The 15,391-nt window shown below is 69.1% G+C and carries 12 protein-coding genes; 3 read left to right on the top strand and 9 right to left on the bottom strand.

Annotated features, from left to right (window positions below; all coding sequences use genetic code 11):
* Positions 1-87: 87 nt before the first annotated feature.
* The 3 genes from GRF61_RS19520 to GRF61_RS19510 all read right to left on the bottom strand — a co-directional run bounded on the left by GRF61_RS19520 (position 88) and on the right by GRF61_RS19510 (position 3,619).
* Positions 88-1,476, bottom strand: a complete 1,389-nt coding sequence (locus GRF61_RS19520; RefSeq protein ID WP_169152297.1) for a phenylacetate--CoA ligase family protein — start codon at positions 1,474-1,476, stop codon at positions 88-90.
* 126 nt (positions 1,477-1,602) lie between these two features.
* Positions 1,603-3,105 (bottom strand): tripartite tricarboxylate transporter permease, encoded by a 1,503-nt coding sequence (locus GRF61_RS19515; RefSeq protein ID WP_169152296.1) that lies wholly within the window; start codon positions 3,103-3,105, stop codon positions 1,603-1,605.
* Between the two features lie 13 nt (positions 3,106-3,118).
* Positions 3,119-3,619 (bottom strand): tripartite tricarboxylate transporter TctB family protein, encoded by a 501-nt coding sequence (locus GRF61_RS19510; protein ID WP_169152295.1) that lies wholly within the window; start codon positions 3,617-3,619, stop codon positions 3,119-3,121.
* Between the two features lie 544 nt (positions 3,620-4,163).
* Here GRF61_RS19510 and GRF61_RS19505 point away from each other — a divergent pair.
* Together GRF61_RS19505 and GRF61_RS19500 are read left to right on the top strand one after the other, a co-directional pair.
* On the top strand, positions 4,164-6,518 hold the full coding sequence (locus tag GRF61_RS19505; protein WP_169152294.1) for a molybdopterin-dependent oxidoreductase: 2,355 nt from the start codon (positions 4,164-4,166) through the stop codon (positions 6,516-6,518).
* 138 nt (positions 6,519-6,656) lie between these two features.
* Complete coding sequence (locus GRF61_RS19500) at positions 6,657-7,235, top strand: hypothetical protein (RefSeq protein WP_169152293.1); 579 nt, start codon at positions 6,657-6,659, stop codon at positions 7,233-7,235.
* Between the two features lie 16 nt (positions 7,236-7,251).
* Here the strand turns inward: GRF61_RS19500 and GRF61_RS19495 are convergent, their stop codons facing one another.
* Positions 7,252-8,037 carry a hypothetical protein gene (locus tag GRF61_RS19495; RefSeq protein WP_169152292.1) on the bottom strand — a complete coding sequence of 262 codons (786 nt, stop codon included), beginning with the start codon at positions 8,035-8,037 and terminating at the stop codon, positions 7,252-7,254.
* Positions 8,038-8,192: 155 nt separating this feature from the next.
* On the opposite strand from GRF61_RS19495, the gene hyi reads away from it, so the two are divergent.
* Positions 8,193-8,978 (top strand): hydroxypyruvate isomerase, encoded by a 786-nt coding sequence (hyi, locus tag GRF61_RS19490; RefSeq protein ID WP_169152291.1) that lies wholly within the window; start codon positions 8,193-8,195, stop codon positions 8,976-8,978.
* Positions 8,979-9,309: 331 nt separating this feature from the next.
* Here the strand turns inward: hyi and GRF61_RS19485 are convergent, their stop codons facing one another.
* The 5 genes from GRF61_RS19485 to GRF61_RS19465 all read right to left on the bottom strand — a co-directional run.
* A complete protein-coding gene (locus GRF61_RS19485) occupies positions 9,310-11,334 on the bottom strand; it encodes a methyl-accepting chemotaxis protein (RefSeq protein WP_169152290.1) in 2,025 nt (674 codons plus the stop codon).
* A 226-nt stretch (positions 11,335-11,560) separates the two neighbouring features.
* Positions 11,561-12,250, bottom strand: a complete 690-nt coding sequence (lolD, locus tag GRF61_RS19480; protein WP_169152289.1) for a lipoprotein-releasing ABC transporter ATP-binding protein LolD — start codon at positions 12,248-12,250, stop codon at positions 11,561-11,563.
* Positions 12,243-13,499: a lipoprotein-releasing ABC transporter permease subunit gene (locus GRF61_RS19475; RefSeq protein ID WP_169152288.1), complete on the bottom strand. Its 1,257-nt coding sequence runs from the start codon at positions 13,497-13,499 to the stop codon at positions 12,243-12,245. Before GRF61_RS19475 ends, lolD begins: the two co-directional genes overlap by 8 nt.
* A 152-nt stretch (positions 13,500-13,651) precedes the next feature.
* Positions 13,652-14,188: a 5'-3'-deoxyribonucleotidase gene (locus tag GRF61_RS19470; RefSeq protein ID WP_169152287.1), complete on the bottom strand. Its 537-nt coding sequence runs from the start codon at positions 14,186-14,188 to the stop codon at positions 13,652-13,654.
* A 41-nt stretch (positions 14,189-14,229) separates the two neighbouring features.
* Positions 14,230-15,391, bottom strand: a 1,162-nt coding sequence (locus GRF61_RS19465; protein ID WP_248281346.1) for a DUF3362 domain-containing protein, incomplete at its 5' end; no start/stop codon positions are given.

The raw sequence follows: 15,391 nt of genomic DNA, 5'->3' as shown, positions 1-15,391 counted from the left end.
CGGCAGCGCACGGCCGCTTGCTCCCCTCCCCCGCCAGGGGGGAGGGGAGCAAGCGGCCGTGCGCTGCCGGGTGTGCTCAGCTTCATATCAGCCCTTCCCCGCGATCTCGATCAGCTTGGTCTTGGCGCCGGTGCGCGGCAGGCTGCCGTAGGGCAGCACCTCGACCTGCGGCCGGAAGGTGAGCAGCTCGCGGATGCGCTGTTCGATGGCGGCGCCGATGGCGGCCCATTCGGATTCCGGCGTGCCCTCGCCCGCCTCCACCGCGAGGCGCAGCGGCGGCTCGACGCGCGGCGGCGGCGCGTCCAGGCGGATGCGCAACTCGCCGGAGACCTTGGGGCGGAACTGGGCGACGACGTTCTGGATGGCGGCCGGATACACCTTCACGCCCTTGATCGCCAGCATGTCGTCCACCCGGCCGACGATCTCCATGCGGGTGCCGAAATGGCCGCAGCCGGGGCATTCGCCGACGTGGAGCTTGAGGATGTCGCCGGTGGCGTTGCGGAAGGACGGCGCCGCTTCGTACTCCAGCGCGGTGTGGATGGCTTCGCCCACCGCGCCGTCCTTCAGCTCCAGCGGCGCCTTGGTGTCGGGGTCGACCAGGTCGTAGCGGAAGCAGTAGTCCTCGGCGAGGTAGTGCATGCCGTGGGAGTGCTCGCTGTCGCAGGTGATGGTGCCGTTGTGCCAGGCACCGCCGGTGGCGTCGAACACCTTGGCGCCGTAATGCTCCTTGACGCGCTGGCGGAACAGCAGCTGGCTGGCGCCGGGCTCGCCGGAGCAGTAGATGACCTCGATGCCCAGCGCCCCGACCGGCTTGCCGATCTCCTTGGGCGCACGCTCGATCAGCTGGGTGACCATGGAGGGCGTGGCGAACAGCACCCGCGGCCGGGTCAGCTCGATGTAGCGCAGGATCTTGGGCACGCCGCCCTCGGCACCCACCGCCACCGGCCGCGCGCCATAGGCTTCCAGCGCCTGCACATAGGTGATGCCGGCCAGCCACAGCGACAGGCCGAAGGCGTGGAAGGTGGTGTCGCCGGGGCGGATGCCGGCGGCGGCGAACATGCGGCCCAGCACCGTGTAGGTGATGTCCAGATCCTTGCGGCTGAACACGTAGAAAGTCGGCGTGCCGGTGGTGCCTGAGGTGGCGGCCAGGTGGATGGCGTTTTCCGGCGCGGTAGTCAGGTGCAGGCCCAGTGGATGGCCGTAGCGTTCCAGCGAGGCGTCCTGCGACTCGCGGTGCCGGGTCTTGTCCATGAAGGCCGGCAGGCGGCGGAAATCGTCGAAGCTGCGGATGTCGTCCGGCGACTGGATGCCGGCCTCGAGGAAGCGCTGGCGGAAGTAGTCTTCGTTGCTCCACACGTAGCGGATCTGGCGCTGCAGCTTTTCCCAGCGGCGGGCGTTGAGCACGGCGAGGTATTCGCCGGGATCGCGGGTGGGAACGTCGAAATCATGGATTGCGTGGATGGCGTGCGTGCTCATGGTCGTCCTGCGTTTTTTATGGATGTGGTTGGCATTGCCGTGCAAGCGGCTGGCGCGGCAATGCGGAAGAAGGAGACGGAGGGAAGGCGGAACCGGAGGTGCCGCGCGGGGCCGGCGGCCCCGCCGTCAGTCCTCGGCGAAGGCCACCTCCCGGGTCGCGCGCAGCCGCGGCAGCGTCATCACCACGATCAGGCCGACGGCGATCAGCAGCAGCGTCAGGCTCAGCGGCCGGGTGAAGAACACGCTGGCATCGCCGCGGGAGAGCAGCATGGCGCGGCGCAGGTTCTCTTCCATCATCGGCCCGAGCACGAAGCCCAGCAGCAGCGGTGCCGGCTCGCAGCGCAGCTTGATGAAGAGGTAGCCGAGCAGACCGAAGGCCACGGTGAGCAGCAGGTCGAACAGGCTGTTGTTCACGCTGAAGGCGCCGATGCAGCAGAACAGCAGGATGGCCGGATAGAGGATGCGGTACGGCACCGACAGCAGCTTCACCCACATGCCCACCAGCGGCAGGTTGAGCAGCAGCAGCAAGAGGTTGCCCACCCACATGCTGGCGATGACGCCCCAGAACAGCTCCGGCCGCTCGGTCATCACCTGCGGGCCGGGCACGATGCCGTGGATCATCATCGCGCCTATCATCAGCGCCATCACCGCGTTGGACGGCAGGCCCATCACCAGCAGCGGAATGAAGGAGGTCTGCGCGCCCGCGTTGTTGGCCGATTCCGGCGCCGCCACGCCCTCGATGGCGCCCTTGCCGAAGCGCGAGGGGTCCTTCGCCAGCCGCTTCTCGATCATGTAGGCGGCGAAGGAACTCAGCATCGCCCCGCCGCCGGGCAACACGCCCAGCACCGCGCCCAGGCCGGAGCCGCGCAGCACCGGCTTCCACGCCTGGCGGTAGTCGTCGCGGGTGGGCAGCACGCTGCCGACCTTGGCCACCGTCACATCCCGCTTCTGGTCGTGCTCCAGGTTGGCGATGATCTCGCCGATGCCGAAAATGCCCATGGAGATGACGACGAAGTCGATGCCGTCGGCCAGTTGCGGCAGGCCGAAGGTGAAGCGCTCCTCGCCGGAATTCACGTCGGTGCCCACCATGCCCAGCAGCAGGCCGAGCAAGGTCATGGCGATGGCCTTGACGATGTCACCCTGCGCCAGCACCACCGCCGCCACCAGGCCCAGCACCATCAGCGAAAAGTATTCCGCCGGGCCGAACTTGAGCGCGAACTCCGCCAGCGGCGTGGCCGCGGCCGCCACCACCAGGGTGGCCACCGTGCCGGCGAAGAAGGAGCCGATGGCGGCGATGCCCAGCGCGGCGCCGGCGCGGCCCTTCTTCGCCATCGCATGGCCGTCTATGCAGGTCACCACCGAGGACGATTCGCCCGGCAGGTTCACCAGGATGGCGGTGGTGGAGCCGCCGTACTGCGCGCCGTAGTAGATGCCGGCGAGCATGATCAGCGCCGCCGCCGGCGACAGCCCGTAGGTCACCGGCAGCAGCATGGCGATGGTGGCCACCGGGCCGAGGCCGGGCAGCACGCCTACCAGCGTGCCCAGGGTGACGCCGACGAAGCAGTAGAAAACGTTGTTCCAGCTCAGCGCCGCGTCGAAACCCAGCGCCAGATGAGACAGCAGTTCCATGTCGTTCCGCCGCTCAAGCCGGCAGCACGGGCAGCGGCAAGCCCAGGCCGTAGGCGAACACCGCCGAGCCGAAGAAGGCCAGCGCAACGCTCAGGCCCAGCAGCTCGCGGATGCGCACTTCCTGGTGGGCATAGCCGCTCAGCAGCGTGAGCGCCACCGTCGCCAGCACCAGGCCCTGGTGCGGCGCCAGCAGGGCGAAGGCGAGCACGCCGGCGCCGACGAACAGCGCCGGCCGCAGCCCCGCCAGCCGGCGCAGCCCGGCCGCGCCGCGGCCCAGCGCTTCGACCACCTCGTGCGCTTCGTTCGCCGCCACCTGCAGCCGCAGGCTGCGCAGGCCAACCACCAACCCCAACAGCACCAGGATGCCGCCCAGCACCAGCGGGAAATAACCCGCGCCCATGCGCATGGCGGTGCCTATGGCGTAGGAGGAAGCGATATAGGCTCCGGCCAGGCCGAAAAGAACGAACAGGCCGCCGGCCAGCGCGTCCTGCCGATTGAGTATTCTGATTTTCATGTGTGCAATTACGGCGTTTTGATTTGGAAGCGGAATTGAGCGGCGAATAAGAAAAGCTGAGCTTTGAGAAAAGCGCGGGCTTTTCGAATCCACCAATCTGCAATTGCGAAATACGGCGAATTGCAGAAGACCGGAAACCACCGCCTGCTGCGCATCGCCAGAACTGGCGCGATGAGATGCGGCAATTCGGGTGGCGCAAAGTTATCACCGCGCGGATAGCGCCCAAATACGGATTTTGGCGTTGTAATCCACAAATACAGAATTCATCCGCGCAGCCCTTTCCATTTCAATCACCAATATTTCTTTCGTTATCGATATTGGTGAATAAGAGCCTGACCTTGCCCTTGCCGAAGCGAAATCAGTCTCAGCTTGCGGCCCTGCCATTCACCAATTGATGCATATTGATTCGGCGATTCGTTCGCGCTGTTTCGTATATCGATCACTATTTTTCTTATATCGATACCGCGGGCGGCACCATTACTCTGGCAGGCTCACCATCGCCACCGCCACGCCCGCGCATCGCGCGCTGCCGAAGAAGAAAGAGATGCCCGCCCACACCCGCTACACCGCCAGCCACTGGGGCCTGTACGCCGCCAGCGCCGATGGCAGCAGGCTGCAGCCGCACGCCGGCGACCCCGACCCCTCGCTGATCGGCCAAGACATGCTCGTCGCCTACCGCTCGCCGCTGCGCATCCAGCGGCCGGCCGCCCGCGCCGGCTGGCTGGCGCGCATGCGCGGCGAGGGCGGCAGCGGCGGGGACGACCGCGAGCGCCGCGGCAGCGAGGCCTTCGTCGAACTGGAATGGGAAGAAGCGCTGGACCTCGCCGCCCGCGAGCTGCAGCGGGTGCGCAAGCACCACGGCAACGCCGCCATCTTCGGCGGCTCCTACGGCTGGGCCAGCGCCGGCCGTTTCCATCACGCGCAGAGCCAGGTGCACCGCTTCCTCAACAGCATCGGCGGCTATGTGCGCCATGTGGACAGCTACAGCCTGGGCGCCGGCCGCGCCCTGCTGCCGCACCTGGTGATGCCGATGGACGAGCTGATGGCGCAGCATCACGACTGGAACGTGCTCGCCGCCCACACCCGGCTCTTCGTCGCCTTCGGCGGCGTGCCGGCCAAGAACGCCCAGGTCGGCGCCAGCGGTGCCTTCGAACACCGCTGCCGGCCGGGCCTGGCGGCGCTGGCGGCCAAAGGCTGCCGCTTCGTGAATTTCAGCCCGGTGGCGGACAACCTGGACGCGCCAGCCGAATCCGTGGAATGGCTACCCATACGCCCCAACACCGACACCGCGGTGATGCTGGCGCTGGCCCATGCGCTGATCGCCGCCGGCCGCCACGACGCCGCCTTCCTCGCCAGCCACTGCGTCGGCTTCGAGCGCTGGCGGGCCTATCTGTTCGGCGCCGACGACGGCATCGTCAAGGACGCTGACTGGGCGGCGGCCATCTCCGGCGTGCCGGCCGGGCGCCTGCGCCAGCTGGCTGAGGACATGGCGGCGCAGCGGACGCTGATCAACTGCGCCTGGGCGCTGCAGCGCGCCGAGCACGGCGAGCAGCCCTTCTGGGCGAGCATCGCGCTGGCCGCGGTGCTGGGCCAGATCGGCCTGCCCGGCGGCGGCTTCGCCCTCGCCTACGGCCCGCTGAACCTGATGGGTAGCCCGCATGCCCGCGTGCCCGGCCCCACGCTGGCGCAAGGCCGCAACAGGGTGGACGCCTACATCCCGGTCGCCCGCCTCACCGACATGCTGGAAAAGCCGGGCCAGCCCTTCGACTACAACGGCCGGCGCCTCGTCTATCCCGACATCCGTCTCGTCTACTGGGCCGGCGGCAACCCCTTCCACCATCACCAGGACCTCAACCGCCTGGTGCGCGCCTGGAAGCGGCCGCAGACCATCATCGTCCACGAGCAGTTCTGGAACGCCCACGCCCGCATGGCCGACCTGGTGCTGCCCGCCACCGCTGCGCCGGAGCGCGACGACATCGGCTTCTCCACCCGCGAGCGCCATGTGGTGGCGATGAGCCGGCTGGCCGATCCGCCCGGCGAGGCGCGCGACGACTACGCCATCTTCGCAGCCCTCGCCCGCCGCCTGGGCACCGACGCTGTCTTCACCGAAGGCCGCGACGCCGCCGATTGGCTGCGCCACCTCTACACCGAGGCCGCCGCCAAGGCCGAGGCGCGCGGCAGCCACTGGCCGGACTACGACACCTTCCGCGCCGCCGGCCTGCTGGACCTCGCCGAACTGGAGCCGCAAGCCCCGGTGGTGATGCTTGCCGCCTTCCGCGCCGATCCGGCTGCGCACCCGCTGCCCACGCCCAGCGGCCGCATCGAGATCCACTCCGCCACCATCGCCGGCTTCGGCTATGCCGACTGCCCCGGCCACCCGGTGTGGCGCGAGCCGCAGGAATGGCTGGGCGCGCCCGCCGCCGCCACCGCCAAATTCCCGCTGCATTTGATCTCCGACCAGCCCGTCGGCCGCCTGCACAGCCAGCTGGACCACGGCCCAGCCAGCCAGGCGCACAAGCTGCACGGCCGCGAGCCGGCCCACCTCAACCCGGCGGATGCCGCCGCCCGCGGCATCGGCGATGGTGATTTGCTGCGCATCCACAACCGCCGCGGCGCTTGCCTCGCCAGCGCCCGCCTGGACCCGGCGGTGATGCCCGGCGTGCTGCGCCTGTCCACCGGCGCCTGGTACGACCCGCTGCGCCTGGGCGACGGCGATGCCGCCAACCTGGAGAAGCACGGCAACCCCAACGTGCTGACGCGCGACCTCGGCAGCTCCCGCCTCGGCCAGGGCTGCGCCGCCCACAGCTGCCTGGTGGAAGTGGAGCGCTACCTCGGCGAAGCGCCGCCGCTTAGCGCCTACACGCTGCCGCGCCTGATTCCAGTGGCGGGCGCGGGCTGAGCAGCAGTGGCAAAGCAGCGTCCGGACGGGGCGATGGAGCAAAGGCAACAGCCGGACAGCCCATGCCGACGCCCGCAGCTCCCCTCTTCCCGGGTCCACAGCACACCAGCACAAACAGCACCACCGGAGACCCTGCCGATGAACACCAGCCCGCCCCCGCCACGCGGCGGCATCGTGGATGCCAACTACCGCTTCGTCGCCGCCTACCAGGAGGTGAATGCCCGCATCGCCCAGCGCCAGCAGGCGCTGGCGCTCTATGTGTCGCTGACCCTGGGCCTGCTCGCGGTACTGGTGGCGATGCGCCCGTCGCGCGACGGCGCCGGCCTGCCGGTGGAATGGCTGCTGCCGGGCTTTCCGGTGACCTCCGCCTGCCTGGTGTTCCTGCACTACAAGGCGGAGCGCGCGCTGACCAACCTGCGCCGCTTCCTCGCCCAGCTGGAACGCCTGGGCGACGCCCACCTCGTCCTGCCCAGCTACAACACCGACCCGCGCTGGACCACCGGCGCCAACCGCGCCCGCCGCTACCACGACTATGCTTCCGCCACCCTGGTCGCCGCCGGCAACCTGCTCGCCCTCGCCGCCGCCCGGGGCGTGCACCCGGAACGCATCGCCCTCAACCAGCCCATCTTCTGGATCGTCGCCGTCATCGGCCTGGCTTGCGCCCTGGCCCTACTGTGGATGCCGCGGCTGAGCTACAGGCCGGAGGGCGCGGCCTAGGCTTGAGCACACCCCTTCATTCGAAGAAGCGCTCCAGCCAGGCGAGCTGCGTCTCGTTCAGATGCTTGTGCAGCTTCCCTTTGCAGATCCAGCCGGCCAGATCAGCCTCCTTCACGCCCAGATGGGTCGCCGCCTGCTTCACTTTCGCCCTTTCCCCGAATCCCAGTGAGTCTTGCGGGCATGCCTGCCACAGGGCGCTGCTCTCCAGCCCCATCGCAGGCACCACCCGCAAGCGCTTGCAGGCATCGCCGAAGAAGACGATCTCCAGGCCGGTCTCGGCGACCTCATCATCGCCGTCCATCTTTCCCCAGTCGTAATCGCTGCCCCAGGTCAGCTCGCCGAAGTTCTTGACGTAGACAGCAAGCCGGGTCGCCTTGCCATGCCCCTTCCTCTCCGCCTTCGTCGCCCAATCCGCCGGAATCCCGGTGTAGAGACTGCCCACATAGAACCCTCGACCGCGGGCGCCGACCACGTTCCGGGCCGGATCGACGCCGCCGATCATCATCGCCCGCGCCGAGTTCGCACCGCAGCCGTGAAAGCCGATGAAGTCATAGCCCTTGCTCGTGTACGACAGGGTCATCAGCTTCCGGTAGCCGGCACTGCCGGCCAGCGAGCGCTCCAGCATGCGCACGTCCCAGCGGTCGATCCGCGAAACACCGGGCTGGGGTAGCTGGGTCAGCGAGAAATCCAGCCCCATCTCCATCACCGCCTCGCCGCCGCACCCAAGGCAGTCGGGCACCCGCAGCGGCTGGCCGGGCTCCAGGTCTACGATGCGGCTCGCATTGCATCTGGAGCAGTTCAAGCGTCTTCTCGGCATGGCGTACCTCATGTTCCGTCGGGTCAAGGAACCGCCTTATAGCCTATTTGCATATAAAACCGAAGGCGCGCGGTGGCAAAGCCGGATGGCGGCAGACATACTGCGCGCCTGCTCCCCTGAACTCACCGCCGAGCCCTGCCATGCCTCGCTTCGCCGCCAACCTCAGCCTGCTGTTCACCGAAATGGACTTTCTCCAGCGCTACGCCGCCGCCGCCCAGGCCGGCTTCGACGCGGTGGAGTGCCAGTTTCCCTATGCCTGGCCGGTCGAACAACATGTGGAAGAACTGCAGCGCCACCGCCTGTCCCTGGTGCTGCACAACCTGCCCGCGGGAGACTGGAGCACCGGCGAGCGCGGCATCGCCTGCCTGCCGGGGCGGGAGGAAGAGTTCCAGGAGAGCGTGGGCCAGGCCATCGAATACGCCCGTGCGCTGGGCTGCCGGCAGCTGAACTGCCTGGCCGGACTGGCACCGGCGGAAGCCGACCCGGACGAACTGTTCGAGACCTTCACCGACAACCTGCGCTTCGCCGCCGCCGCACTGGAAGCGGAGGGCATGAACCTGTTGATCGAACCGATCAACCAGTACGACATCCCCGGCTTCTACCTGCACACCACCACCCAGGCGCTGGACGTGATGGACGAAGTGGGCGCCGACAATCTCTACCTGCAGTACGACGTCTATCACGCCCAGCGCAGCGAGGGTGAGTTGGCGGCAACCTTCGCCCGCCTGCAGCCCTATATCGCCCATGTGCAGATCGCCGACAACCCGGGGCGCCACGAGCCCGGCAGCGGCGAGATCAACTACCCCTTCCTGTTCCGCGAGCTGGACCGGCTGGGCTACGACGGCTGGATAGGCTGCGAGTACATTCCGGCGGCGGGCACCGTTGCCGGGCTGGGCTGGCTGACGCAGGCGCGGACGGCGGGGTGAGTGGGTACGGCCCAGGCGTGGGCCGGTGCGGAACGGATTCCGGCCGCTGGGCCGGGCGTCTGCTTGTAGCACCCGGCGTCTTCCCTGAGCGGATATTCAGCCCAGCTGCCCAGTCGAGTGGCGGAAGCGCGGGATTTGCTCCCTCGCGGGAGAGGGGAGCAAACCCCGGCATCGAGCTCGGCTTGCGGCGACGGGAGACGCCACGCTGCCTCCGCCTCCGGGCCTGAAATTGCCCACCGGGCTTTCTTCACCGCTGAGCCCGAATGAGCCCGAAGCGGCGCTGCCGTCCCGGCATCCGGCTGAACGTTCCGACGCTGCGCCCGCCTCCCCTCTAGACCTGGAACCGCTCCACCTTGGTCTTCAGGTTCCCCGCCAAGCCCTGCAGCTCGCTGGCGGTGCCGGCGGTATCGCGCACCGCGTGGCTGTTTTCTTCCGCCATCTGGGCGATGCGCTCGACGTTGCGGGCGATCTCGGCGCTGGCGCTGCTCTGCTCCTTCAATGCCAGGGAAATGTCCCCCACCGCCTGCAGCACCTCGCGGGCGCGCTCGCCTATCTGGCTCATGGACGCGCCGGCGCGCTCGGTAAGGGCCATGCCATCCTGCACCTGGGCGACGCCGGCCTCCATGCGTGCCACCGCCTGCTCGGTGCCCTGCTGGATGGAGCCGGCCACCACGGTGATCTCCTGGGTCGCATGGGCGGTGCGCTCCGCCAGCTTGCGCACCTCGTCCGCCACCACCGCGAAGCCGCGGCCGCTCTCGCCGGCGCGGGCGGCCTCGATGGCGGCGTTGAGCGCCAGCAGATTGGTCTGGTCGGCGATCTCCTTGATGGCATTCACCATGTCGCCGATGCTGCGGGCGCGTTCGCCCAGCTCGCGGATGGCCTCGGCGGAAGCGTTGGCCGCGTCGGCGATGCCGTGCATCTCGGCGGTGGAGCGCGCCATCACCTCGCCGCCCTCCTCCGACAGCTTGCCGGAGAGTTCCGCCAGCTCATGCGCGGTGGCGGCATGGCGGCTGATCTCGTCTATGCCTACCGTCATCTCCTCCACCGCCGCCGCCATGCCGGAGGCGGCCTCGCTCTGGGCGTCGGAGCCGCTGGCCACCTGATGGGCCGACTCCGACAGCCGGGTGGAGGCCTCGCCCACCTGGCGGGCGCTGCCCTGGATCTCGCCGATCAGCGCCGCCACGTCGCGGGCCATTGCATCGAACTGGTCGGCCACCTCGTGCAACTCGTCGCAGGCGGAGAACTCCACCCGCGAGCGGTAATCGCCGGCGGCGAAGCGCCGCGCGCCGGCGCTCAGTTCCCGCACCGAACGCAGGATGGAGAAGTAGATGCCGGCGAGCAGGTAGGCCGCCACCAGCAGCGCTACCGCCGATACCGCGATGCCGATGCGCAGCTGCCGCCGCAGGCTGCCCAGGCGCTCGTCCAGCAGCGTGCTCATTGCCGGCAGCACCTGCTGGCGATAGCCCTTCACCACGCTGTCGATGGCGGCGGTGCCCAGGGCGAAGAAATCCGCCGGTTTCATGCCGAAGCCGCCATTCACCAGCTCGCGCCGGGTGGCGTCGGTCAGCGCGCCGACGCCGCTGTTCACCTCGGCCATCACGCCGGACAGGCTGGCGGCCAGGGCCGGCGAAGCACTGCCGGAGCGCGCCAGGCGGTCGCGCAGCTGCGTCTGGCTCTGCTCCAGCTGCGCCAGTTGGGCGACCAGCGCATGTTCGTCCTCACGGCTGGCCTGGCCACGGGCCATCAAGCCGGTGCCACGCCCGCGCAGCCGCCCCAGGCGCTCGGTGACCTCAGGGATGGAGTGCAGCATGGCGTCGATGAGATTGACGCCTTCCGGTTCGGAATCCAGCGTCAGCCCGGTGACGTCGCCCAGTTCGCCCAGCCACACCAGCATGCCTTCCACCGCCTGGGTGTGGAGGCGGAAGTTCTCCGGCGCCGGCAGCTTGAGGCCATCGGTGGCGAGGCTCTCCAGCTGGCCGTGCAAGGCCTTCCAGCCCGCCAGCAGCGGTTGCCAGCGCTCGTCGGCGCCCAGGCTGCGTTCGACCTCGGCCAGCGCGGTACGCAGGGCCGCCGCCTTTTCCGCCTGTTGCGGCGCCAGTTCGGCGCTGCCGCCAAGCACGCCGGCGGACAGACCCCGATGCTGCTGGGCGAGCAGCAGTGTGGAGATGGCCTGGTCGAGCAAGCCCAGCCCGGCTCTCTCCCGTTCGGCGACGACGATGTTGCCGTTGAGCTGGTGGTAGACCTGGTACAGCAAGGTGGTGGCGGCGAGCCCGAATGCCAGCGCGACCAGCAGGAACTTGACTGGATAGCGCAGCCTGTCGAGCAGCAGCACGGCGGGCATGAAGAAGGTGGACATGGCGTCTCCCGGAGTACCGGCCTGTCGTGCCGGCACTCGCCATCGATGAATGCACAACTCTAAGGGGATACCCGGAACAGCCTGGCCGGCCGGTTAACGGACGTGGCCGGTTCCAGTTTAGACGCCGGCATCGGCCGGCGCTGCCCACACGGCATTAAGCCGCGTGGATAGGGCGCAAAGGAATGTCCGCGATCAATGACATCGCGCGCGGCGGCTGAACAGCTTGCTAACCGTCTACCAGCACGCCGTCGTCCAGCCTCAGGGTGCGCTGGGCGCGGCGGGCGAGGTTGTCGTCGTGGGTGACGATGATGAAGCTGGTGGCATGGCGCTCGTTGAGCGACAGCATGAGGTCGAACACCGATTCGGCGGTGCGGCGGTCCAGGTTGCCGGTGGGCTCGTCGGCCAGCACGCAGGCCGGCTCGGTGACCAGCGCGCGGGCGATGGCGGCGCGCTGGCGCTCGCCGCCGGAGAGTTCGCCGGGGGCGTGGTCCAGCCGGTGGCCCAGGCCGACCTCGCGCAGCATGGCGGCGGCGCGCTCGTTGGCCTCGGCCCTGGGCAGGCGGCGGATGTACAGCGGCATGGCCACGTTCTCCAGCGCGCTGAACTCGGCCAGCAGGTGATGGAACTGGTAGACGAAGCCCAGCTTGCGGTTGCGCACCTCGCCGCGGGCGGCGTCGGACATGCGGGAGAAATCCTGACCCTCCAGCGCCACCTTGCCGCCGCTGGGCACGTCCAGCCCGCCCAGCAGGTGCAGCAGCGTGCTCTTGCCGGAGCCGGAGCTGCCGACGATGGACAGGCGCTCGCCGCGCGCCACCTGCAGGCTCACGCCGCGCAGCACCTTCACCGCGTCCGCACCTTCGCGGAAGCTCTTCTCCAGGCCTTCGCAGGCCAGCACCGGGATGTCGTTCTCACTCATAGCGCAGGGCCTCCGCCGGGTTCACCCGCGATGCGCGCCAGCTCGGGTAGAGCGTGGCCACCAGCGTCAGCACGAAGGACACCGAGACGATGCTGATGACGTCCGCCGGCAACACCTTGGAGGGCAGTTCGTTGATGTAGTAGATCTCCTTGTTCCACAGCGTGGCGCCGGTGATGGCCTCCAGCGCCGGGATCACCACATCCAGGTTGTGGGCGATGAGCAGGCCGCCGACCACACCGGCGCCCAGGCCGACGAAGCCGATGATGGCGCCCTGCAGCACGAAGATGGCCATGATGGAGCCGGGGCTGGCGCCCAGGGTGCGCAGGATGGCGATGTCGGCGTACTTCTCCTGCACCGCCATCACCAGCGTGGACACGATGTTGAAGGCGGCGACGGCGACGATGAGGAAGAGGATGAGCGTCATCATGGTCTTCTCCAGCGCCACCGCGCGGAAGAAGTTGGCGTGGCTGCGCGTCCAGTCCACCACCATGGCGTTGGGCGCATCCAGCGTGGCCGCCAGCTCGCGCGCCACCCGCGGCGCGGCGAAAAGGTCGTCCAGCTTCAGCCGCACGCCGCTCACGCCGTCGCCCATGCGGTACAGCGCCTGGGCGTCGGCCAGGTGCATCAGGGCGAGGCCGGAGTCGTACTCGTACATGCCGGCCTCGAAGATGCCGACCACCTCGAACTGCTTCACCCGCGGCAGCACCGCCGCCGGCGTCACCAGGCCCTGGGGCGCGATCAGCGTCACCTTGTCGCCCAGGCGCACCCGCAGCGCCAGTGCCAGGTCGCGGCCGAGCACGATGCCGAAGCGGCCGGGCTGCAGCGCCTCCAGGCTGCCGGCCTTCATGTGGCGGCCGAAGTCGGCGACCTTGTCCTCCTCCGCCGGCAGGATGCCGCGCACCATGCTGCCGCGCACCACGTCCTCGAAGGACAGCAGGCCCTGCTCCTGCACATAGGGCGCGGCGGCCCGCACCGCCGGATGCTGGCTGGCCTGGTCGGCCACCCGCTGCCAGGCGGCGAGTTCGCCATCCAGGCTCTGCACCTGGATGTGGGAGGCGACGCCGAGGATGCGGGTGCGCAGCTCTTCCTGGAAGCCGTTCATCACCGACAGCACGACGATGAGGGCGGCGACGCCGAGCGCGATGCCCAGCATGGAGACGAGGGAGATGAAGGAGATGAAGCGGTTGCGGCCCTGCGCCCGCTTGCGCGAGCGGGTGTATCGCAGGCCGACGAGGAGTTCGTAGCGCATGGGCTTGGCGGGGTTGGTTGTACGGGCCCGCCGCGGGGGCGGGGCGGGCAAGCCCGGCATTGTGCCCGGTTCAGGCTTTTCGTGGCGGCTGGCGTGGCGTCGATGCCACCTTCATCGCGGCGCCGGCGGCAATACCCGGCGCCAGCGGGCTCTCAGCCGGCCAGCGCTTCGCGCCAGCTCGCCCAGCTCATGCGCGGCATGTCCAGGTGGCGGTTGTAGGGCTGGTCGAACAGCACCTGGCGCCAGTCCGGCCGGCGGCTGCCGCGGATGTCCGGGTTGTCGTCCACCAGGATGTCGCCATGCACCACCGTCTTGTCCTTGGTGAGGATGATGCGGTCGACGAAACCCGGGCCCAGGTGGCGCTCCACCCACTCGAACTTCTCGGCCACGCAGTTGCGGTACTGGTTGAGCGGTGCGGTGCAGATGCGCACATCATGGCCGGCCTCCAGCAGTTCGCGCATGCCGTCGAGCGCGCCGGCGATGGGCGGCAGCTCGCGGTAGAAGCCGGGCGCGGTGTAGATGGCTTCCACCGCGCCGTACAGCGCTTCCGGGTAGTCGTCGCGCACATGCAGGCTGGTGCGGCGCTCCAGGGCGACGGCGGGAAAGTCATGGCCGGCGCGTTGCCAGGCGGCATGGAAGGCGCGCTCGAAGTCGGCGAGCACGCCGTCCTGGTCTATCAGTATCAGCATCGGATCCGGGCGGGTTGGTGAGAAAGGGACAGGGCTGGCGTTCAGCGGCCGCCGGCACGGTTGCGGCCGTCGCGCCGGCCGGGCTGGCCGGATTGCGCGGGCTTGCCCTGCTCCGGCCGCGGCGGGCGTCCGCCGCCAGGCTTGCCGCGCGCCGTGGCCGGGCCGGGGCGCGATGCCCCGCCGCCTGGGCGCAAGGGCGCTGGACGCTCACCCTGGCGCGGACCACTACTGCCGCGGCCGCGCTCCCCGCCCGCCCGGGCCGCCGCCGGGGTGGCCGCACCCGCCGGCTGGCCGCGTGGCACCAGGCAGTTGGGGCCATTGCCGATGAGGTCGGCCCGGCCCATGCGCATCAGGCCCTCGCGCAGGATGGGCCAGTTCTCCGGGTCGTGCCAGCGCAGGAAGGCCTTGTGCAGCTTGCGGATCTTGCCGGTGCGCACCGTCTCCACCGCCTCGGACTCCGCGCTCACCTTCTTCAGCGGGTTCTTGCGGCTGTGGTACATCGCGGTGGCCAGCGCCATCGGCGTCGGCAGGAAGGTCTGCACCTGGTCGAGGCGGAAATCGCGCTCCTTCAGCCACAGCGCCAGGTTGAGCATGTCTTCGTCGGTGGTGCCGGGGTGGGCGGCGATGAAGTAAGGCACCAGGTGCTGCTTCTTGCCCGCCTCTTTCGAATACTTTTCGAACAGCTTGCGGAAGGCTTCGTAGCTGCCCATGCCCGGCTTCATCATCTTCGACAGCGGGCCGTCCTCGCTGTGCTCGGGGGCGATCTTGAGCAGGCCGCTGACGTGGTGGGTCACCAGCTCCTTGACGTACTCCGGCGAGCGCACCGCCAGGTCGTAGCGCAGGCCGGAGCCTATGGTGATGCGCTTGATGCCGGGCAGCGCGCGGGCCTTGCGGTAGATCTGGATGAGCGGGCCGTGGTCGGTGCCCAGGTTCTCGCAGATGCCGGGATAGACGCAGGACAGGCGGCGACAGGAGCGCTCTATCTTCGGGTCCTTGCACGCCATGCGGTACATGTTGGCGGTGGGGCCGCCGAGGTCGGAGATGTGGCCCTTGAAGTCCGGCTGCTTGTCGCGGATCTCCTCGATCTCGCGCAGGATGGAGGCTTCCGAGCGGCTCTGGATGATGCGGCCCTCGTGCTCGGTGATGGAACAGAAGGTACAGCCGCCGAAGCAGCCGCGCATGATGTTCACCGAGAACTTGATC

The sequence above is a fragment of the Azoarcus sp. TTM-91 genome (genome assembly GCF_012911025.1).
GTDB lineage: Bacteria > Pseudomonadota > Gammaproteobacteria > Burkholderiales > Rhodocyclaceae > Azoarcus.
This window is presented reverse-complemented; position numbering and strand designations above follow the sequence as displayed.